Genomic DNA, 19,661 nt, shown 5'->3' with positions numbered 1-19,661 from the left:
GGCTTCTAGGCTATGCGCTTCCGTTTTTTTAACTTTTGCCTCATGAAAAAAATCCCCAGCAGGGCCGCTTCCACCATCGCAGTCAAGCATGCGCTCGTGTTGATCACTGCATTCGCCGCTTCGGGCGCAGCCCTGGCGCAGACCGCAACGACGGATGCCGCGGCGGCCGCTCCTGCCCCCGCCTCGAATCTCACAGGCAACGTCTCGCTGACCACGAACTACAAGTTCCGTGGCCAGGATCAGGACATGATCGGCAAGAACGACTACGCCAAGACCAAGGGCTTCAAGCCCGCCATCCAGGGCGGCCTGGACTACGCCTTCGGCGACAGCGGCTTCTACGTGGGCAACTGGAACTCCAGCGTCAACTGGCTCAAGGGCAACAGCATCGAGAGCGACATCTACGGCGGCTACAAGTTCAAGGCCGGCCCGCTGGACATGGACGTGGGCGCACTCACCTACATCTACCCGGGCAACTCCTCGGGCAACACCACCGAGCTGTACGTTGCGGGCACCTACGCCAACGAAACCCTCGGTTCGTTCACCGCCAAGTACTCGCACACCGTGTCGAAGGACTACTTCGGCTACGCCGGCAACAAGGCCGGCTCGGGCCTGAAGGGCACCAACACCGGCTACCTGAACCTGTCGTACAGCAAGGAAATCGTGCCCAAGGTCACGCTGAAGGCAGCCGTGGGCTACACGAACATGTCCAGCGACATCCGCAGCCTGGGCTACAAGAGCTATGTCGACTACAACGTCGGCGCGAGCTATGACTTCGGCAACGGCCTGTCGCTGACCGGCTCGGTGCAGGGCGCCAACAAGAAGAGCTCGTACCTCGCAGTGGCCAACCCGGGCGTCGACCTGGGCTTCGGCACCTTCGGCCAGACAACCTACTCGCCGAACAAGGCGCGCTTCATCCTCACGCTGACGAAGACGCTCTGACCCTCAAGGCGACAGGCGGGCCGCGGCCCGCCTTCGTGCACACCATGCGTCCAGGAGAAACGATCTGGTCTCGCGCTGCGGCGCGGGTTCGGGCGGCTCGTGCCTTGCCCGACATGAGCCTGCATTGGTCCTGCTGCGGCACGCCCATGCTCGATCCCGTGCAGGAGCGCCTTCGAAGCGAAGACGGCGCTGAAGTTCTCCTGGCTTCCTGCGCTCATTGCGCAGCGCGTTGGGTGAGCGTTGTTCCGCAAGAGGGCTGCCCGGGTTGCTGGGAAATCTATTGCTCGTCCACGGCCAGTTCCAGATCGGGCCAGCGCTGAAGCCAGCATATTTACGCGGCATTTCCACCGCAGGGTGCATTGTTTACACCGTTTTCACACGCGCCTGCCGATACTGAAGCCGTGTTCTTTTCCATTGCAGGAGTTTCATGGCTTACGCCGCTTATCGGGAATACGCAGGCACTGTGCGTGCCAAGAGCGAGACGGTTTTCAAGGTGCTCGATGTCACGGTGCCGTCGGTCGACGCGTGCCGCGTGCGGCGCGGCATCGCCGCATGCAAGGGTGCCGGCGTGCTGCGTTGCGAGCCCCTGATGCGTGTGAATGCAACGTGCGCAAATAGCGCTCCGCGCGCCCGCCTCATGATTCGTCTGCCCCTGGAGAGCTATGCCTCCGTGGTGCACTGTCTGCTCGAATGCGCGCCCGATGGCGAGATCGGCCACCTCACAAGCTGGCGCGAGCATCTCCGGCGTTGTGGTCTGGCCAATGGCGGCTGACCTGGAGAGCGCGGTCGCGGATGCGGCGGCCGGCTACGGCAAGACCTTTGTCCGCGATTGCCTGAGTCGGCCAACGCCCTTGCGGCTCCCACCGGAGATACTGCTCGGCCAGGACATCGACGTGCTCGAACGCATCCTGGAACCGGGCATCGACCTGGCACTGTGGCGGCGCGAACCGCAGGCTCCGATTGCTGCATGGCTGGATGCCTTGCCTCCGGCCAGGCATCCCACGGCGCAACTGCCATTGCGTGCGGCCGATGTAGCGGCTGCGCTGCACGCAGCGTGCAAGACCTCGCGCACGCCGCGTGGGCCCGGGCGAGACGCTTTGCTGGCAGACATCGACATGCTCGCCACACGCTTCGCGCTGATCACCGGAAGCCCCCGGATGAGCCTTACGCTGCAGGTTCGCGGCTGCGGCATCGATGAGAACTGGCACCTCGACCATGCCGGACTGCATCTGCTGTGCAGCTACAGCGGCCTGGGCACGGAGTGGGTGGCATCTCCGCACGCAGACACGGCACTGCGGATGCCTAAGGGCTTTACTGGGCCCTTCGAGCGCATGCCGCTTCAGGCCGTTGCGCTCCTTCAGGGCCGTGGCGTGGATACGCAAGGCAGTGATCGAGGGTTGGTGCACCGTTCGCCGCAACTGCGCAACCTCGGGTCGCATCGCTACGTGTTGCGTCTGGACGAACTGCGGTAGAGGCGCGCTGACCGGGCGCATATTCTTGTTGCGGCGACGGCAGTACTTGTCGTTCTGCCGATGCGCCGCGGCTCAGTACGCCCCGCGCGATTCAGGCGGCACGGGGGTGGCAACCGGCGCGCCGAGGAAGTCGGCCGCCAGCTTGCGCGCAGCGCCCGCGTACAGCAGCACGTCGACGCCAACGGCGACGAAGGTGCAGCCGAGTTCGAGATAGCGGCGCGCCAGCTTCGGATCTGAAGTCAGCGTGCCCGCGGCCTTGCCGGAGGCCACGATGTTCCGCATCGCACCTTCGATGGCCGCCTGCACCTCGGGGTGGCCGGGCCGGCCGCGATGGCCCATCGAGGCTGCGAGATCTGCGGGGCCGATGAACACGCCGTGCACGCCATCGACCTCGCAGATCGACGCGAGGTTGCCCAGCGCCTGCACCGTCTCGGCCTGCACCAGCAGGCAGACTTCGTCGTCGGCCGCGTCGAGGTAGTCGGTGCGCGCACTCCATTGCGATGCGCGCCCGACCGCGCTGCCCACGCCGCGAATGCCGCGCGGCGGATAGCGCGTGGCAGATACCAGCGCACGCGCCTGCTCGGCGGTGTCGACCATCGGCACCAGCAGGTTCTTCGCGCCGATGTCGAGCAGCTGCTTGATGAGCGCGGTGTCGCCCTGCACGGCGCGCACCACGGGCTGGGCCCGATGCGGCGCCACCGCCTGTAACGCGGCGAGCGTCGAGCGCAGGTCGTTGGGGGCGTGTTCGCCGTCGATCAGCAGCCAGTCGAAGCCGGCGGTTGCGCTGACCTCGGCCATGTATGGATCGGCCATCGAAAGCCAGAGGCCGACCTGCGACTGGTTTGCGGCCAGGGCCGCCTTGAAGGGGTTGTGAGCGGGCATGTGGGATCTGTCGAAGAGTGGTGATGAATTGGCGCCGGCCGTCAGTCCAGCTGCCCCTGGCACACGTACTTGGTGTGCAGGTAGTCGTCCAGCCCGTGGACCGAGCCCTCGCGACCGTAGCCCGAGTCCTTCACGCCACCGAAGGGCGCGGCCTCGGCTGCCAGGGCACCTTCGTTGATGCCGACGATGCCGGTCTCCAGCGCATCGGCCACGCGCCAGATGCGGCGCACATCGCGTGAATAGAAATACGCGGCCAGGCCGAAGGGCGTGTCGTTCGCCTGCGCGATCACCTCGGCCTCGCTCGAGAAGCGCGTCAGGGGCGCGACCGGGCCGAAGGTCTCTTCGCAGGCGCAGGCCATGGTGGCGTCGGCATCGGCGAGCACGGTTGGTGCGAAGTAGTTCGTGCCGAGTTCGGGCAGCCGCGTGCCGCCGGTGAGCACGCGCGCGCCGCGCGCCACAGCGTCCTGCACGTGGCGCTCGATCTTCTCGACCGCGCGTGCGTTGATCATCGGCCCGATCTGCGAGGCCGCATCGCTGGCCGGGCCGACGCGCAGCGCCGCCACGCGTGCAACCAGCAGTTCGGCAAAACGCTCGTGCACTGCCTCGTGCACGAAGACCCGGTTGGGGCACACGCAGGTCTGGCCGCCGTTGCGGAACTTGGCGGCCATCAGGCCTTCCACCGCGGCTTCGATGTCTGCATCTTCGAACACGATGAACGGCGCATTGCCGCCGAGTTCGAGCGAAAGCTTCTTGAGCGTGTCGGCCGAACGGCGTGCGAGGTGCTTGCCCACCGGCGTGGAGCCAGTGAAGGTGATCTTGCGCACGCGCGCATCGTCGAGCCAGGCATCGACCACCTCGGGCGTGTGCTCGCGCGATGCCGTCACGATGTTCAGCACGCCCGGCGGCACGCCGGCTTCGGCGGCCAGCGCCACGAGGGCCAGCGAAGTCAGCGGCGTGTCCTCGGCCGGCTTGCACACCACGGTGCAGCCCGCGGCAAGCGCCGGAGCGATCTTGCGCGCGATCATCGCGGCCGGAAAATTCCACGGCGTGATCGCCGCGACCACGCCGACCGGTTCGCGCAGCGCGAACATGCGCCGGCCCGGCACGGGCGCCGGAATGACGTCGCCGTTGACGCGCGTGGCTTCCTCGGCAAACCACTCGATGTAGCTGGCCGCATAGGCAACTTCGCCACGGCCCTCGGCCAGCGGCTTTCCTTGCTCGCGCGAGATGAGCCGCCCCAGGTCTTCCTGATGCGACATCACGAGATCGTTCCAGCGCTTGAGGATTTGCGCGCGTTGCTTGGCGGGCGTCTTGCGCCAGGCGGGAAAGGCGGCATGCGCGGCATCGACGGCCGCGCGCGAGTCGATTGCGTTGGAGTCGGGCACCTGCGCGATGAGGGCACCGGTGGCCGGGTCGGTCACGTCGAGCGTGCGGCCGGAAGCGGAGCGCAACCATTCGCCGGCGATGAAGTTGGCCGCGCGTTGCAGGCTAGGGCGCGAGAGAGTCAGGGGCATGGCGAGAAGAAGAAAGGAGGAAAGAAGGCAGTCAGCTCACGATGCCAAGGTGCCATGGCACGAACTCGTGGTCGCCCAGGCCCAGCGTCTCGCTCTTGGTCGGCTCGCCCGAAGCGTGGCGCAGGATCTGCTCGAAGATCTGCTGGCCCAGTTCGGGCACGGAGAGTTCGCCATCGATCACCACGCCGCAGTTGATGTCCATGTCTTCCTCCAGGCGGCGGAACATCGGCGTGTTGCTCGCGAGCTTGATCGTCGGCGCGGGCTTGCTGCCGAACATCGAGCCGCGTCCGGTGGTGAAGCAGATCAGCTGCGCGCCGCTGGCGATCTGCCCCGTTGCGGCCACCGGGTCGTAGCCCGGCGAGTCCATGAAGACGAAGCCGGGCTCGTCGATGGGCTCGGCGTATTCGTACACCGCGCGAAGCGGCGTGGTGCCACCCTTCATCGCAGAGCCCAGCGATTTCTCGAAGATGTTGGCCAGCCCGCCGGCCTGGTTGCCGTGGCCCACCACGCCGTTGAACTGCGCGTTCTGGCCGGCCGCGTAGCGCTCCCACCAGGCCAGCCGGTCGAGCAGCTTCTGCCCGACCTCGGGCGTTACGGCGCGACGCGTGAGCATGAATTCCACGCCGTGGATCTCGGGCGTCTCCGACAGGATGGCCGTGCCACCGTGGCGCACCAGCACGTCCATCGCCGCGCCCAGTGCCGGGTTGGCGGTGATGGCCGAGAAGCCGTCGGAGCCGCCGCATTCGAGCCCTATCTTCAGGTGGTGCGCGCCGACGCGCGTGCGCCGCGCGGCGTTGGCCTCGGGCAGCATTTCTTCGATGGCGCGGATGCCGGCCTCGATGGTCTGGCGCGTGCCGCCCACCTCCTGCATCACCAGCGTGCGCATCAGTCGGCCCGCTTCGAGCCCTTGCGAATCGACCAGTGCATCGACCTGGTTGCGCTCGCAGCCCAGGCCCACGATCAGCACGCCGGCCAGGTTCGGGTGTCGCGCATAGCCCGCCAGTGTGCGGCGCAGCACGTCGAAATGCTCGCTCGGCGAAGACATGCCGCAGCCACTGGTCTGCGCGAAGGCGGCCACGCCATCCACGTTGGGAAAGGCGGCCATACGCTCGGGCGTGAAGTGCGCGGCAATGCGCTTGATGACCGTGGCCGAGCAGTTCACCGACGACAGGATGCCGATGAAGTTGCGCGTACCGACCCCGCCGCCGGCTCGCTCGAAGCCCATGAAGGTCGCGCGCTCGGCAACTGGTACGAAGTCCACCGGGCGCACGTCCTGGCAGAAGGCGGGGTCGCGGTAGCTGTCGACCAGCGTGAGGTTGTGGCTGTGTACGTAGTCGCCGGCCTGCAGGTCGCGCGAAGCCACCCCGATCACCGTGTCGTACTTCTTCACTTCCTCGCCGGCCGCGATGGCGCGCGACGCGATCTTGTGGCCGGCAGGAATCTGCGCCCTGGCGCGCACGCCGAATTCGGCGATGGTCTCGCCCAGGGCAATGGCGCTCTTGGCGACCAGCACGTTGTCGTTCGGGTGCAGGCGAAGCAGGGGGCTGTCGTTCATGGCGTGGCGTGGGGTTGCTTCGAGCAGGTTCGGATGCCGGTGGGCGAAGGCTTCATCAGCCCTTTTCCATCAGCTCCTTGAGGTTGAGCTTGCGGATCAGGTCGGTCTCTTGCCGGTACACGGTCTGCACGTACTTCTGGTAGTCGGGGCCGTCCTGGTACATGACCGGCGCATCGATGCTTTCCGCCACCTTGCGGAATTCTTCGCTGTTGACGGCTGTGCGGAACGCATCGCGCAGCCGCTTCTCGACTGCGGGCGGCAGGCCTTTGGGCGCACCGATACCGTTGGGCGCTTCCACCACCACGTCGAAGCCGAGTTCCTTGAGCGTGGGCGTGTCCTTGAAGCGCGGCGTGCGCGCCTCGCCCCAGGTGGCGAGCAGGCGCAGCTTGCCGCTTTCCACATGCGGCGCCCACGAGCTGCTGTCGGCCAGCATGTCGACCTGTTCGCCCAGCACGTCCTGCAGCGCGGCCGAGCCGCCCTTGTAGGCGATGGCGTTGAACTTCACGCCGGCGGCCTGCGCGAACTGTTCCATGCCCACGTGCGTGGCGCCGCCGATGCCGGCATGCGCATAGGTGATGGTGCCGGGATGGGCCTTGGCCTGCGCCACCGCGTCGCGCAGCGACTTGAATGGTGAGCGCGCCGGCACGGCAATGCCGAAGGTCTGGCCTGAAGTGCGCGCGAGGTAGGTGAGGTCTTTCAGCGGATCGAGCTGCACGGTGCCGATCTGGGAGAAGCGCGTGACCGAAATCGGTATCTGGCCGATGGTGTAGCCGTCGGGCCGCGCCGAGGCCAGGGCCTTGGTGCCGATCATTCCCGAGGCGCCTGCGCGGTTTTCCAGCGCAATGGGCTGCCCGAGTTCGCGTGCGGCGATCTGGCAGATGATGCGCATCGACCGGTCGGCCGTGCCGCCCGCGGGCCACGGGCAGATGAATGTGAGAGGGCGTTCGGGGTAGTCGGCGGCCAGTGCGCGAGCGGGGGCGGTGGCGAGCGCGGCGGCGCCAAGGCCGCCCAGCACGAGCTGACGCCGCGCCATGTTGCGAGGGGTTTTCATCGTTGTCTCCAGAAATCGTTGTTCGGCAAGCAAGGCGGATTCTTCCGGAGACAATCATTGCCATCCAATGAAATAGCGGACTCTCTTCATGAGCTCCAGGTTATGAAGAAGAAAGCCCGCTCAAAACCCCTGCGACCCCATGAGCCAGATCGACCGCGTTCTTCGTTCCAACCTCAAGCTGCGTCATCTGCAACTGCTGGTGGCGTTGGATGAGTTCCGCCACCTCGGGCGGGTTTCGGAGTTTCTTTCGATCACGCAGCCGGCCGTTTCGAAGATGCTGGCAGAGATCGAGCGCATGTTCGATCTGAAACTGTTCACGCGCTCCACGCGCGGCACCGAGCCCACGCCCTTCGGCGTGACGGTGGTGCGCTTTGCCCGCTCGGTGCTGGCCGACTACCAGCGCACGCGCGACGAGATCGATGCCGTGGCCAGCGGCGGTGCCGGCCGCACCAGCGTGGGCGCGATGGTGGTGGCTACGCCGAGCCTTCTCGTCAAGGCCATCCAGCAGCTCAAGAAGCAGTCGGCGCTGACCACCGTGATGGTGGAAGAGGGCGACCTCACACGGCTGCTCCCCCGCCTGCGCGTGGGCGAACTCGACCTGATCGTCGGCCGGCTGGAGCCCGGCTATGCCTCGCCGGACCTGGAGACCGAGGCCCTCTACACAGAGCCGATGTGCATCGTGGTGAGCCCCGAGCATCCGTTGGCGCAGGCTGCCAGGCCGAGCTGGAAGATGCTCGCCGAACTGCCCTGGGTGGTGCCCCCGCCGTGGGCTTCGTCACGCTCGAAGCTGGCCCAGATGTTCTACAAGCACCGCCTCGTGCCGCCGGCGGACATCGTCGAGACAGCGTCGTTTCTTGTCACGCTGTCCGTCATGCATGAGCGGCCGGCCGTGGGGTTCCTGGCGCGAAGTGTCGCCCGGCACTTTGCGAAGCATGAGCAGCTGTGCATCCTGAAGATCAACGTGCCGATCGAACTACCGCCGGTCGGCATCATCACGCTGCGGGGGCGCTCGCAGACGCCCGCCAGTCAGCTCCTGATGGAGTGCCTGCGAAAGGTTGCGCCGTCGCGCTAGCGCAGCACCAGCACCGGAATGTGCGAGTGCGTCAGCACATGCAGCGTCTCGCTGCCCATCAGCAGGCGCGCCAGGCTGCGCCGTCCGTGCGAGGCCATCACGATCAGGTCGCACTGCTGGTTCTTTGCGGTCGTGATGATGGCCTCGGCCACCTGGTTCGACTTCATGACGATGGCCTGCGGGTTGCGAACGCCCTTGGCGCCCGCAGTGGCCACGACCTTGTCGACCAGTTGCTGGGCGGCGCGGTCCGTATGCTCCTGAGTGGCCTGGATGTCTCGCTGGCTCAGCATCATCGAGCCTTCGAAGTAGCCGACCGGCTCGATGTGCGCGACGGTGACGCTCACCAGTTCCGCGTTGGTCAGCAGGGCCAGGTCGACGGCGGCGTTGACTGCTTGCTCCGACAGCGCGGAGCCGTCGGTTGCGACAAGAACACGCTTGTACATGGCAGGCTCCTTGGCCCCCGGCACCGCGGGTGCCCTCATGTTCAGTCTAGTTCGCGATCGCGGTCATGCAAGGCCCTTCAGTTTTCGCCTCGGTTGCCGATAACCCTCTTGAGGACACAACAGAGGACCCAGATGCTGAATGCCATCAGTGCGACCGGCAGCGCCAGAAGCGGAGGCGACGTCAACGCCGAAATCGCGAAGATCCAGCGCCAGATCACGACGACTCAGAAGCAGATCGCGGAAACGCAGGGTCAGCTGCTCGGCACACCCGAGGGCGATGCACGCGATGCGATCCGGCTGCAGCTCGACGCGCTGGCGGCCCGGCTTGCCATGCTGCAGCAGCAGATGAATGCGCTGCGCACGGCCAGCGTTCAAAAGAGCGCGATGGCTTCGATGGACGAGAGCGACAGCAGCAGTGGCAGCACATCGCAGCGTGTCAGTGCCGGTGGCGCTGGCGGCACTTCGATCGGCAGCATGCTGGACGTGAAGGCCTGACTCAGCCTCCGCGCTCCGGCCACCGGTGCCGCGTGCCCCCCGAGCGCCGGTCCGCCTTCTCCATGACAACGCCCTGCACGAGCAACTGCTCTCCGCGTTGTTCCAGGTGCTGCAGGCAGCGAAGAAAGACATCGAGATCCGCAGGCTCGATGCCTTCGAGCAATTCGGTGTTCAGCCCCGCGATCCGGGGGAACAGCCTGCCGAACAACTGCTGGCCCGAAGCGCTCAGCCGCACATGCACTTCGCGGCGGTCCTGAGCGTCCTGTCGCCGCACCACCAGCTTCTTGTCGACCAGGCTGCGCAGTCCGCGCGAAGTGCGCACGCGGTCCAGGTGCAGGTGCGTGGCCAGCGTCGACGCAGTCATCTCGCCCTCCTGCGCCAGCGTGGCAATCATTCCCCACTCGCGGCGCGTGATGCCGAAGCCTCCTTCGACCAGGCGGGTTGCCATGCCGTTGCCCGAGCGCATGGCTCGTGCCAGGCGGTACAGCAGCAGGTCGTTCAGGGAACGGGGCGCGCGCAACGCTGCCGCATCGGGAAAAGCTTGTTGCATACGGATGAAAAGTGGGATGGGGAGTGTGGTTCGCCCGCCTCGGAGCACCGGTAGTTGATTAGATCAACTGTTTGCCCATACGTATAAACCGGTAACAAATTTGAACGAACAGAAACATTCTTGGCGCGCGATTTTCGCCGTGAAAACTCGCGCGGGCCCGTTCACGACAACCGCTCGCAGGAGATCCGATGCCCGCATTTCTTTCCAGGCGCAAGCTCATCATGGCGTGGGGCATTGCCCTGGCCGCTTGCGCTCCCATGGTCCACGCCCAGGCGCCCGCCGCGCTGGACGGCGGGCCGATCACCCTCGTGGTCGGCTATGCGCCGGGCGGCAGCACCGACCGCATCGCGCGCCTGATCGCCGAGCGGCTGACGCCCAAGCTCGGCGTTCAGGTGACCGTGGAAAACCGCCCGGGCGAGGGCGGCCGGCTTGCGGCCAAGGAAGTGAAGCGCACCCCCGCTGGGCAGAACGTGCTGATGCTCGGCAACCCCGCCGTGATGGTGGTCGCACCGCTGGTCTTCAAGGACGCGGGCTACGACCCCGACAAGGACTTCGTGCCCGTGTCGCAGGTCAGCAGCTACGACTTCGCACTCGCGGTCGGCAACAAGCTCCAGCTCGACCGCGCGATGTTTCTCGTCAGCCGGCTATGGGCGCATCCGGAAGAGGCGATTTTCGGCGTGCCCGCCACCGGCAGCCTGCCCCACTTCTTCGGCCTGATGGTGGGCGATGCGCTGAGCGTGCAGCCGCAGATCAAGGGCTACGGCGGCTCGGCGCCGCTGGCGGCCGACCTGAGCGGCGGCAGCCTGCCCATTGCCATCGACACGCTCGATTCGCTCTATCCCCAGCACGTGGCCGGCAAGATCCGCATCCTGGCCACCTCGGGCAAGAAGCGCGCGAGCTTCGCGCCCAACATTCCCATCTTCCGCGAAGCCGGCATGAAGATCGATGCCGACGGCTGGAACACCTTCTTCGCGCCCAGCACCATGCCGCCCGCCAAGGTGCAACTGCTGGCCAACGCGATCCGCGACGTCATGAAAGACCCGGGCCTGCAGAAGGCGGCCGACGCGCTCTACATCACGCCCGTGGTCAGCAATGCGGCCGAGACTGCGCAGATGCTGAAGGCCTTTCGCGCGCAATGGGAGCCCGTTGTACGGCGCTCCGGCTTCCAGCCCTGAGACTTCCAGCCCTGAGACTTTCTTTCGTCAGGCAGCAAGCGCCCGCATCTCCGCAATGAGATCGGCCTTGCCCTCGAAGCCGATGCCCGGCAGCGGCGGCAGCGTGACGTAGCCGTTGTCCACCTTCACGCCATCGGGGAAGCCGCCGTAGGGCTGGAACAGGTCGGGGTAGCTCTCGTTGCCGCCGAGCCCGAGGCCGGCCGCGATGGCCAGCGACATCTGGTGGCCGCCGTGCGGAATGCAGCGCGAGGGTGACCAGCCGTGCGCCTTCAGCATGTCGAGCGTGCGCAGGTACTCCACCAGCCCGTAGCTCAGCGCGCAGTCGAACTGCAGCCAGTCGCGGTCGGGGCGCATGCCGCCGTGGCGGATGAGGTTGCGCGCGTCCTGCATCGAGAACAGGTTCTCGCCCGTGGCCATGGGGCCGGCGTACACCTCGCCGAGTTTGGCCTGCAGTTCGTAGTCGAGCGGATCGCCGGCTTCCTCGTACCAGAACAGCGGGTACTGCGAGAGCGCGCGGCCGTAGTCGACGGCGGTCTTCAGGTCGAAGCGGCCGTTGGCGTCCACCGCCAGCTGCTGGCCGGGGCGGAGGATCTTCAGCACCGACTCGATGCGCTCGCAGTCTTCAGCGAGCGTGGCGCCGCCGATCTTCATCTTCACCACCGAGTAGCCGCGTTCCAGGTAGCTGGTCATCTCGTGCTGCAGCCCATCCACGCCTTTGCCGGGGTAGTAGTAGCCGCCCGCTGCATAGACGAACACGCGCGGGTTCGGCGTGCCGTTGCCGTAGCGCTCGGCCAGCAGCTGGTACAGCGGCTTGCCCGCGATCTTGGCGGTGGCGTCCCACACCGCCATGTCGATGGTGCCCACGGCCACCGAGCGCTCGCCGTGGCCGCCGGGCTTCTCGTTGATCATCATGCGGGCCCAGATCTTGTGCGGATCGAGGTTGTCGCCGGCTTCGTCGAGCAGCGACGCGGGCTCGGCTTCGAGCAGGCGCGGCAGGAAGCGCTCGCGGATCAGCCCGCCCTGGCCGTAGCGGCCGTTGGAGTTGAAGCCATAGCCGATGACGGGCTTGCCGTCGCGGATCACGTCGGTGACAACGGCCACGAGGCTCAGGGTCATCTTCGAGAAGTCGATGTAGGCGTTGCGGATGTCCGACTTGATGGGGCGGGTGGATTCGAGGATGTTGACGATTTTCATGGTCGGGTTCGGGGGATGGAGAAAGCAAAAGACGTTCAGCGGTGCAGCGACGAGCCGCCGCAGATGGCGACGTCCTGCCCCGTGATGGCCGCCGCCGGTGGCGACAGAAGAAAGCCCACCAGCGCGGCGATTTCCTCGGGCTGTATCAGCCGGCCGATGGGTGGCATGCGCGGTGCGCTGCCCGCGCGGGCCGGGTCCTGCAGCATCGAGGTCTGCGTTGCGCCGGGCGACACCACGTTGACGGTCACGCCCTGTGCCGCGACCTCCGCGGCCCAGCTGCGCGCGAGCGCGATCAGCGCCGCCTTGGTCGCGGCGTACTGGCCACGACCGGGCAGGCCTTGTGCGACGCGACTGCCGACGAACACGACGCGGCCGTGGCCGCGCGCGGCCATCGCGGGCACGAGCGCATCGGCCAGCCGCGTGGCCGCGTCGACGTGCAGGCGCCACATCAGCTCGCCGCCCGCGTGGTCGAGCGAGCCCAGCGGGCCGACACGCAGCACGCCGGCCGCGTGCACCAGCGCATCGGCGTCCTGAAGCGCGGCGGCTGTGCGCGCGATGGCATCGGCATCGCACAGGTCGACAGCCACATGCACGAAGTCCGCGTGAGACAACGTGGGCGCGGCCAGGTCGAGTCCGCTCACGCGCCAGCCCGCTTCCAGCAGGTGCGACGCGATGGCACGGCCGATGCCGCCGCTGCTGCCCGTCACCACCGCATGCGGTGCCGTGGCGGCTTCATTCGACATGGATGTTGCCCTCCACGATGATCTTCTTGGAGCGCGCCATGTCGTCGGCCTGGAACTTCACGAAGTCCTCGACGCTGCCCGGCGTCAGCAGCAGGCCCTGTACCCCCAGCGTCTCGCGCATGTCGGTGCCCAGCGCCTTGTTGACCTCGGCGTTGAGCCGCTGCGTGACGGCGGCCGGCAGCTTCGCCGGCCCCCACAGGCCATACCAGCTGTAGAACTCGTAGCCCGGAATGCTCTCGCTCACCGTGGGCACGTTGGGCAGGCTGCTGGCGCGCGTGGCAGAGGTCACGGCAATCACCTTCAGCATGCCGCTCTTGTGGTACTGCAGCGAGCCGAGGATGGGGTCGATGAAGCCGTCGATCTGCCCGCCGATCAGGTCCTGGAACGCGGGCGCCGTGCCCTTGTACGGCACGATCAGATAGTCGAGCCCGCCGCCCGCGCGCTTGAGAAGTTCGGTAGACAGGTGGCCGGCCGATCCGATGGAGCCCACCGCGAAAGTCATCTTGCCCGGGTGCGCCTTGGCGTACGCAATGAGCGACTTCACGTCCGTCACCGGCAGGTTCTTGTTGACGGCCACCGACAGCGGCGCCTTGGCGACCAAGGCTACCGGCGTGAAGTCTTTCACCACCTCGTACGGCACGGCCTTCATGGTCATCGGCGCCGTGGTGAAGGTCGATGCGTTGAACAGCAGCGTGTAGCCATCGGCCGGCGCCTTCGACACCACGTCGGCACCGATGACGCCGTTGCCGCCCGCGCGGTTCTCCACGATGAAGCTCTGGCCCGTCTGCTCGCCGAGCTTCTGCGCCAGCAGGCGGCCGATGGTGTCGAGCGTGCCGCCGGGCGGAAACGGAATCACCATGCGCACCGGGCGGCTGGGCCAGGTCTGGGCGAAGCCGGTGGCGGACACCGCGGCCAGCGCTAGGGCGGCCAGCGTGGCTCGCAGGAAATGATTGCGTTGCATGTCTCTTGTCTCCTTGTGGTTCTTCATCGGGGCATCGCGGGTGTCGCGGCCCCGTGGGCTCAGCGCTTCGACAGGCCAGCCTGCTGCACGGCGGCGTGCAGCGCATCCATCTCGCGCGCGTTCGGCGCTTCCGTCGGCGGGCGCACGGTGGCGTTGTCGAGCACGCCGGCCAGGAACATGCCGCCCTTCATGCGCGCATGCGCCTCGCCGGTCGGCTCGCCGCCGCCATACACCGCGTCTTTCAGCGGCGTGATGAGCGCCTGCACCGCCATTGCTTTCTTCAGGTCGCCGGCCTTCACCGCGTTCCACAGGTCGATGATCAGTTGCGGAATGAAGGTCGCGAAGCCGACCAGCGCGCCGTCCACGCCCTGCACCATCGAGGCCAGCAGGTACTCGTCGTGGCAGGTCAGGATGGCCTTCGACGCATCGGCCTCGCGGATCGCCTGGATGTCGCGGGCGTACTTGTTCATGTCGCGCTGGCCCACCTTGAAGGCCTGCAGGTAGGGCAGGCGCGCCAGCTCGGCCAGCAGCTGCGACGAGTACGAGGCCCGCGTCCATGCCGGGTACACGTGGCAGACCAGATCCAGTTCCGGCGCGGCGCGGTGGATGGCCTCGAAGTACTGCAGCGCATGGCCGGGCGTGAAGCCGAAGCGCAGCCAGTGGTGCGGCGGCATCACGTCGAGCGCCACCGCGCCGGCGGCCTGCGCGGCGCGTGCATGCTCGGCGGCCTCGGCCAGGCCTTCGCACACGATCGACGAAATCACCGGCGTGCGGCCGCGCAGCTCGTCGGCGACGATGCGCGTCACCTCGGCGCGCTCCGAGGGCGTCAGCGAAAACACTTCGCCGGTGTGGCCATTGGTCATGATCGCCACCACGCCGTCATGGCCGGCCAGCCACGAGGCCAGCTTGCGCAGCGCCGGCTCGTCGATGCGGTGGTCGGCCGTGAAGGGGCAGGAAATGGCGGGGATGATCCCGCGATAATTCGCGATGGAAGGCATGCTGTGTCTCCGTTGTGGTTCAAGGTGCAGGAATGGGTGCATCTTTTGCCGGCGGGGCGCGAGCCGTCCAATACTCGAATCGCATACAACTATTCAACTGCGCTGCGCATGGGCCCCGGCAACCGACCCCTCGACCTCGAATGGCTGGAAGATTTCCTGGCCCTGGCCGAGTCCGGCAATTTCTCGCGTGCCGCGCAGGCGCGCTCCATTGCGCAGCCCGCCTTCAGCCGCCACATCCGGTCGCTGGAGGAGTGGGTGGGGGTCGACCTGTTCGACCGCAGCGGGCACCCCACCGCGCTCACGGCGGCGGGCAAGCGCTTCCAGCCCCTGCTGCAGGAAGTGCTCGCCGATCTCGAAGCCGCCCGCATCAAGGCCCGCGCCGCACACGACCTCGACGCCGCCAGCTTGAGCTTCGCCGCCACGCACGTGCTGTCGCTCACCTTCTTCCCGCGCTGGCTGGGCAGCGTGGAGTCGCGCCTGAGCATGGGCCCGATCCAGACCGTTTCCGACAGCTCGTACGCCTGCGAAGACCTGATGCTGCAGCGCCGCGTGCAGTTCGTGCTGTGCCACGGACACGCAGGCGCGCCGGGGCGGCTCGACGACACCGGTTACCCCGTTCAGCGTTTGAGCGAAGATGTGCTGGTGCCTGTGAGCGCGCCCGATGCGAACGGCGCTCCGCTGCATGCGCTGGGTGCAGGCCAGTCGCCCGCCGTGCTGGCCTACAGCGATGCCTCGGGACTGGGCCGCATCATGCGGGCCATGCAGGACAGCGAGTTTGGCAAGGACTTCGCTGCGTCGCTGTCGATCGTTTTCACGGCCCACCATGCCGCGCTGTTGCGCACCATGGCACTCGAAGGCCGTGGCCTCGCTTGGCTGCCGATGAGCCTGGTGGCAGATGACCTGCGCAGCGGCACGCTGGTCGATGCCGGCGCGGGCGGATGGCGCGTGCCGGTGGACATCCGGCTGTACCGCCAACAGGCGCACATGGCGCCGGTGGCCGAGGCGCTGTGGGCGCTGGTCAGTGGTGGCGCTTCAAGCGCCTGATCGCGCCAGTTTCAATTCGCGCAGCGTGCCTCGAGCGCATCGAGGAACGAACGGTCCCAGCGGCCTTCCTTCATCGCCTGGATCGTGCGCGCTTCCGTCTCCAGGTGCGCGCGGGCCTTCTCGATCAGCAACTCGGCCTCGTCGGGCGAGAAGGCGAGCAGCCCGTCCTGGTCGCCCACCACGATGTCGCCCGGGTTCACGATCATGCCGCCGACCGACACCGGCACGTTGATCTCGCCGGGGCCGTCCTTGTACGGGCCGCGATGGTTCACGCCGCGCGCATACACCGGGTAGTCGCGCTCGCGGATTTCGGCCACGTCGCGGATGGCGCCGTCGAGCACCAGGCCTGCGGTGCCGATGGTCGCGGTATAGAACGACAGGATGCCGCCGATCACGGCGTTCGTGATGTCGCCGCCCGCGTCGATCACCAGCACGTCGCCGGGCCGGCAGAACTCGAAGGCGCGCATCGGCGTGAGGTTGTCGCCGCCGCGCGTTTTCACCGTGACGGCCGTGCCTGCCATGGTCTTGTGTCCGGGGCGGTGGTACGGCTGCAGGCCGACGCTGCCGATGTTGCGGTGCAGGTTGTCGCTGAGCGCGGCCACCGGAATGTCTTGCAGCGCGGCGATGATGGCCGGCGCCACTTGCGGGGCTGACGGGTTCTTGCGGATGGCTTTGTAGGGCATGACTGGTCCTTGTGAGTTTTCAGCGCGCGTCAGCGCAGTGCGGCCACGGCACGCGCGATGCGCGTGCAGCCTTCTTCCAGCGTCTCGATCGACGTGGCAATGGAAAGGCGGAAGTAGGGCGACAGTCCGTACGCGGTGCCCGCGACCACGGCTACGCCTTCGCTTTCGAGCAGGTACATCACCACGTCGCCGTCCTCGTTCAGGCGCTTGCCCTCGGGCGTGGTCTTGCCGATGAGGCCGCCGCAGTTGATGTACAGATAGAAGGCGCCGGGCGGCGTGGCGCAGCTCAGGCCGGGAATGTCGTTGATGAGTGCCAGCGTGCGGTCGCGCCGCTGCTTGTACACGGCCACGCTCTCGGCCACGAAGCCCTGGTCGCCGTTCAGCGCCGCGGCCGCGGCCGCCTGGCTCACCGAGCAGCAGTTGCCGGTGGACTGCGACAGCAGCGTGTCCAGCGCCTTGATCAGGTCCACAGGCCCGGCCGCATAGCCGATGCGCCAGCCGGTCATCGCATAGGTCTTGGAGACGCCGTTCACGATCAGCGTGCGATCGCGCAGGGCCGGTGCCACCGAAAGGATGTGCGGCAGCGGCTCGCCGTCGAAGCGGATGTGCTCGTAGATCTCGTCGGTCATCACCATCACGTGCGGATGGCGTTCCAGCACCTCGGTCAGCGCGCAGTATTCGGCGGCGGTGTAGCTCGCGCCGGTCGGGTTGCTCGGCGAATTGATCAGCAGCCAGCGCGTGCGCGGTGTGATGGCGGCCTCGAGCTGCGCGGGCGCGAGCTTGAAGCCCTGGGATTCGGGGCAGGCCACGGTAACGGGCGTGCCCTCGCAGGCGAGCACCATGTCGGGGTACGACACCCAGTAGGGTGCGGGAATGATCACCTCGTCGCCCGGCTCCAGCGTGATCGCGAAGGCGTTGTAGATAGCGCTCTTCGCGCCGCTGGTGGCAATGATCTCGTTCATCGCGTAGCGCAGGCCGTTCTCGCGTTCGAGCTTGGCGACGATGGCTTCGCGCAGTTCCACCGTGCCTGCCATCAGTGTGTAGCGCGTGGCACCGCGCTCGATGGCGGCGGCCGCGGCCTGGCGGATGTGGGGCGGCGTGTCGAAGTCGGGCTCGCCCACCACGAGGTTCACGATCGACTTGCCCTGCCTGCGCAGTTCGTTGGCGCGGTCGGCGGCCGAGGTGCTGGGCGAGGGCTTGATGCGCCGCACGCGGGCGGCAATGCGGGAGGTAGTGGCTTGCATGGACCGAACGGTACGCACATCGAACAGCCGAGGCCAAGACGACTTTTCACTGGTTGTATAGGCGCAGCTTATGGTGAGCCCCGATACCGGCCGCGCAGGGCCGGTGCTAGGCTTGGCTTTTGCTTGGGGACAAGGCGTGAACCTGCGACGCCTCAAATATTTCGTGAAGATCGTGGACATCGGCAGCCTGACGCAGGCCGCCGAGGTTCTTTTCATCGCCCAGCCCGCGCTGAGCCAGCAACTGGCCACGCTCGAGGGCGAGGTGCGCCAGCAGCTGCTGGTGCGTACCAAGCGCGGCGTAACCCCCACCGAAGCCGGCAAGGTGCTGTACCGCCATGCGCAGATCATCCTGCGCCAGTGCGAGCAGGCTCGCGTCGACATGGAGGCTGCGGGCGAAGGGCTCTCCGGTCAGGTTTCCGTGGGGCTCGCGCCCGGCACGGCGGCCTCGGCACTCTCTTTGCCGCTGCTGCGCACCGTGCGTGCGCGCCACCCGGGCATCCTGCTCTACCTGAACGAGAACTACGGCACTACGCTGAGCGAACTCATCATGAACGGCCGCATGGACCTGGCCGTGCTCTACGGCGACAAGGCCATCCATGGGCTCACCTTCCTGCCGCTGCTCAAGGAACCGCTGTTCCTGGTCGGCCCCGCATCGATGCCCGCGCCTTCTCAACCGGTGAAGCTGGCCGACCTGCGCGACATCGAGCTCTTCTTGCCGCGCCCGTACAACGTGGTGCGCAAGCTGGTGGATGCGGCCTTCGTGCGCGCGGGCATGGTGCCGCGCGTGGTGGCGGAGATCGAATCGGCCTTTACCCTCACTGCGGCCATTGCCGACGGGCTGGGCGCCACCATCCTGCCGGCGTCGATGGCGCGCGAGGTGGTCGCGAGCTGCGGGGCCTGGCAATTCCCCATCGTCGACCCGGTCATCGAGGCGCCGCTGGCGCTGTGCCAGTCCGACCACCTGCCGCTGTCCGAACCCGCACAGGCGGTGAAAGACATCCTGCTCGAACTCGTGGTCGACCTGGCCCGCACCGTCGCATCGACGCCTGAACCCGAGCTCGCCGCCTTGTCTTGAGCTGATGGGCTGCCCGTCATAAGGCGCCCTTATCCCGGCACAGCCAATCCGTCTTTGGCTTCGAGCCCGCGGCCCGTTACCTTTCATGCATGCCGTCACGCGTTCGCGGAATGCGTCGGCCATCACAGCCATCGGCATGAAGCAGGAACAGATCAAGACGCTCATCGACGCTTTGGCCGCATCGGACCTGGCGGAACTGGAGTACAGCGAGAACGGCAGCACGCTGCGGCTGGTGAAACTGTCGGCGCTGGGCGTCGCAACTGCCGTGCGAAGCCCGTCCGCTGCACGGAAGGCTCCGCGACAGGCTTTGGAAGAAACAACCGCGGTGGCCAACGCCGAATGCCTTGCACCGCTGTTCGGCGTGGTGCACCTGCAGCCCGCGCCCGGCGAGCCGCCCTTTGTGCAACCGGGGCAGGCTGTGGAAGCCGGCCAGCTGCTTTGCGTGATCGAGGCGATGAAGATGTTCAACGAAGTCCGCTCCGACCGCGCCGGCACCGTGCAGCAGGTGCTCGTGCATTCGGGCCAGGAAGTGGAAGCAGGGCAGCCCCTGTTCCGCTTCGGATGAGGAGGC

Annotated in this window: 21 protein-coding genes; 9 read left to right on the top strand and 12 right to left on the bottom strand. The window is 67.1% G+C overall.

Going from position 1 to position 19,661, the window contains the following annotated elements; genetic code table 11:
- Nucleotides 1-42: 42 nt before the first annotated feature.
- From ACSFCA_RS08300 to ACSFCA_RS08290, 3 genes are all read left to right on the top strand, one after another.
- Nucleotides 43-939: a TorF family putative porin gene (locus ACSFCA_RS08300; protein WP_435459286.1), complete on the top strand. Its 897-nt coding sequence runs from the start codon at nucleotides 43-45 to the stop codon at nucleotides 937-939.
- A gap of 427 nt (nucleotides 940-1,366) precedes the next feature.
- A complete protein-coding gene (locus ACSFCA_RS08295; RefSeq protein WP_435459287.1) occupies nucleotides 1,367-1,711 on the top strand; it encodes a hypothetical protein in 345 nt (114 codons plus the stop codon).
- Nucleotides 1,701-2,411 carry a DUF1826 domain-containing protein gene (locus ACSFCA_RS08290; protein WP_435459288.1) on the top strand — a complete coding sequence of 237 codons (711 nt, stop codon included), beginning with the start codon at nucleotides 1,701-1,703 and terminating at the stop codon, nucleotides 2,409-2,411. Before ACSFCA_RS08295 ends, ACSFCA_RS08290 begins: the two co-directional genes overlap by 11 nt.
- Before the next feature lie 72 nt (nucleotides 2,412-2,483).
- Here the strand turns inward: ACSFCA_RS08290 and hpaI are convergent, their stop codons facing one another.
- Genes hpaI through ACSFCA_RS08270 form a run of 4 tightly spaced genes read right to left on the bottom strand, consistent with a single transcriptional unit; the run spans nucleotide 2,484 to nucleotide 7,413 of the window.
- A complete protein-coding gene (gene hpaI, locus ACSFCA_RS08285) occupies nucleotides 2,484-3,293 on the bottom strand; it encodes a 4-hydroxy-2-oxoheptanedioate aldolase (RefSeq protein WP_435459289.1) in 810 nt (269 codons plus the stop codon).
- Between the two features lie 41 nt (nucleotides 3,294-3,334).
- Nucleotides 3,335-4,807 (bottom strand): NAD-dependent succinate-semialdehyde dehydrogenase, encoded by a 1,473-nt coding sequence (locus tag ACSFCA_RS08280; RefSeq protein WP_435459290.1) that lies wholly within the window; start codon nucleotides 4,805-4,807, stop codon nucleotides 3,335-3,337.
- Nucleotides 4,808-4,838: 31 nt separating this feature from the next.
- Entirely contained in the window at nucleotides 4,839-6,362 is a 1,524-nt protein-coding gene (locus ACSFCA_RS08275) for a UxaA family hydrolase (RefSeq protein WP_435459291.1), read from the bottom strand.
- A 55-nt stretch (nucleotides 6,363-6,417) separates the two neighbouring features.
- The gene (locus ACSFCA_RS08270) at nucleotides 6,418-7,413 is read right to left on the bottom strand and encodes a tripartite tricarboxylate transporter substrate binding protein (RefSeq protein ID WP_258353135.1); all 996 of its coding nucleotides are present in this window, start codon (nucleotides 7,411-7,413) and stop codon (nucleotides 6,418-6,420) included.
- Between the two features lie 139 nt (nucleotides 7,414-7,552).
- On the opposite strand from ACSFCA_RS08270, the gene ACSFCA_RS08265 reads away from it, so the two are divergent.
- Nucleotides 7,553-8,485 carry a LysR substrate-binding domain-containing protein gene (locus ACSFCA_RS08265; RefSeq protein WP_435459292.1) on the top strand — a complete coding sequence of 311 codons (933 nt, stop codon included), beginning with the start codon at nucleotides 7,553-7,555 and terminating at the stop codon, nucleotides 8,483-8,485.
- On the opposite strand, the gene ACSFCA_RS08260 is transcribed toward ACSFCA_RS08265, so the two are convergent.
- Nucleotides 8,482-8,928 carry a universal stress protein gene (locus ACSFCA_RS08260; RefSeq protein ID WP_258353137.1) on the bottom strand — a complete coding sequence of 149 codons (447 nt, stop codon included), beginning with the start codon at nucleotides 8,926-8,928 and terminating at the stop codon, nucleotides 8,482-8,484. The genes ACSFCA_RS08265 and ACSFCA_RS08260 overlap by 4 nt on opposite strands.
- Before the next feature lie 132 nt (nucleotides 8,929-9,060).
- On the opposite strand from ACSFCA_RS08260, the gene ACSFCA_RS08255 reads away from it, so the two are divergent.
- On the top strand, nucleotides 9,061-9,423 hold the full coding sequence (locus ACSFCA_RS08255) for a FlxA-like family protein (protein WP_258353138.1): 363 nt from the start codon (nucleotides 9,061-9,063) through the stop codon (nucleotides 9,421-9,423).
- Nucleotide 9,424: 1 nt separating this feature from the next.
- On the opposite strand, the gene ACSFCA_RS08250 is transcribed toward ACSFCA_RS08255, so the two are convergent.
- On the bottom strand, nucleotides 9,425-9,973 hold the full coding sequence (locus ACSFCA_RS08250; protein ID WP_435459293.1) for a MarR family winged helix-turn-helix transcriptional regulator: 549 nt from the start codon (nucleotides 9,971-9,973) through the stop codon (nucleotides 9,425-9,427).
- A 188-nt stretch (nucleotides 9,974-10,161) separates the two neighbouring features.
- On the opposite strand from ACSFCA_RS08250, the gene ACSFCA_RS08245 reads away from it, so the two are divergent.
- The gene (locus ACSFCA_RS08245; protein WP_258353140.1) at nucleotides 10,162-11,148 is read left to right on the top strand and encodes a tripartite tricarboxylate transporter substrate-binding protein; all 987 of its coding nucleotides are present in this window, start codon (nucleotides 10,162-10,164) and stop codon (nucleotides 11,146-11,148) included.
- 27 nt (nucleotides 11,149-11,175) lie between these two features.
- On the opposite strand, the gene ACSFCA_RS08240 is transcribed toward ACSFCA_RS08245, so the two are convergent.
- Genes ACSFCA_RS08240 through ACSFCA_RS08225 form a run of 4 tightly spaced genes read right to left on the bottom strand, consistent with a single transcriptional unit; the run spans nucleotide 11,176 to nucleotide 15,044 of the window.
- On the bottom strand, nucleotides 11,176-12,342 hold the full coding sequence (locus ACSFCA_RS08240; RefSeq protein ID WP_435459294.1) for a mandelate racemase/muconate lactonizing enzyme family protein: 1,167 nt from the start codon (nucleotides 12,340-12,342) through the stop codon (nucleotides 11,176-11,178).
- 35 nt (nucleotides 12,343-12,377) lie between these two features.
- Nucleotides 12,378-13,085 carry an SDR family NAD(P)-dependent oxidoreductase gene (locus tag ACSFCA_RS08235; protein WP_435459295.1) on the bottom strand — a complete coding sequence of 236 codons (708 nt, stop codon included), beginning with the start codon at nucleotides 13,083-13,085 and terminating at the stop codon, nucleotides 12,378-12,380.
- Nucleotides 13,075-14,046 (bottom strand): Bug family tripartite tricarboxylate transporter substrate binding protein, encoded by a 972-nt coding sequence (locus ACSFCA_RS08230; protein ID WP_435459296.1) that lies wholly within the window; start codon nucleotides 14,044-14,046, stop codon nucleotides 13,075-13,077. The genes ACSFCA_RS08235 and ACSFCA_RS08230 overlap by 11 nt, the downstream gene beginning before the upstream one ends.
- Nucleotides 14,047-14,105: 59 nt before the next feature.
- Nucleotides 14,106-15,044: a dihydrodipicolinate synthase family protein gene (locus ACSFCA_RS08225; RefSeq protein ID WP_093057350.1), complete on the bottom strand. Its 939-nt coding sequence runs from the start codon at nucleotides 15,042-15,044 to the stop codon at nucleotides 14,106-14,108.
- Nucleotides 15,045-15,152: 108 nt separating this feature from the next.
- On the opposite strand from ACSFCA_RS08225, the gene ACSFCA_RS08220 reads away from it, so the two are divergent.
- Nucleotides 15,153-16,088 carry a LysR family transcriptional regulator gene (locus ACSFCA_RS08220; RefSeq protein ID WP_435459430.1) on the top strand — a complete coding sequence of 312 codons (936 nt, stop codon included), beginning with the start codon at nucleotides 15,153-15,155 and terminating at the stop codon, nucleotides 16,086-16,088.
- Nucleotides 16,089-16,099: 11 nt separating this feature from the next.
- Here the strand turns inward: ACSFCA_RS08220 and ACSFCA_RS08215 are convergent, their stop codons facing one another.
- Nucleotides 16,100-16,771 (bottom strand): RraA family protein, encoded by a 672-nt coding sequence (locus tag ACSFCA_RS08215; RefSeq protein ID WP_097198134.1) that lies wholly within the window; start codon nucleotides 16,769-16,771, stop codon nucleotides 16,100-16,102.
- 29 nt (nucleotides 16,772-16,800) lie between these two features.
- Nucleotides 16,801-18,015: an aspartate transaminase gene (locus tag ACSFCA_RS08210; protein WP_435459297.1), complete on the bottom strand. Its 1,215-nt coding sequence runs from the start codon at nucleotides 18,013-18,015 to the stop codon at nucleotides 16,801-16,803.
- 136 nt (nucleotides 18,016-18,151) lie between these two features.
- Here ACSFCA_RS08210 and nac point away from each other — a divergent pair, with 136 nt between their 5' ends.
- Nucleotides 18,152-19,090 carry a nitrogen assimilation transcriptional regulator NAC gene (nac, locus tag ACSFCA_RS08205; protein ID WP_176928866.1) on the top strand — a complete coding sequence of 313 codons (939 nt, stop codon included), beginning with the start codon at nucleotides 18,152-18,154 and terminating at the stop codon, nucleotides 19,088-19,090.
- A gap of 136 nt (nucleotides 19,091-19,226) precedes the next feature.
- Entirely contained in the window at nucleotides 19,227-19,655 is a 429-nt protein-coding gene (locus ACSFCA_RS08200; protein WP_093077628.1) for an acetyl-CoA carboxylase biotin carboxyl carrier protein, read from the top strand.
- Nucleotides 19,656-19,661: the final 6 nt, after the last annotated feature.

The organism is Variovorax multivorans, assembly GCF_051216835.1.
GTDB lineage: Bacteria > Pseudomonadota > Gammaproteobacteria > Burkholderiales > Burkholderiaceae_C > Variovorax.
This window is presented reverse-complemented; position numbering and strand designations above follow the sequence as displayed.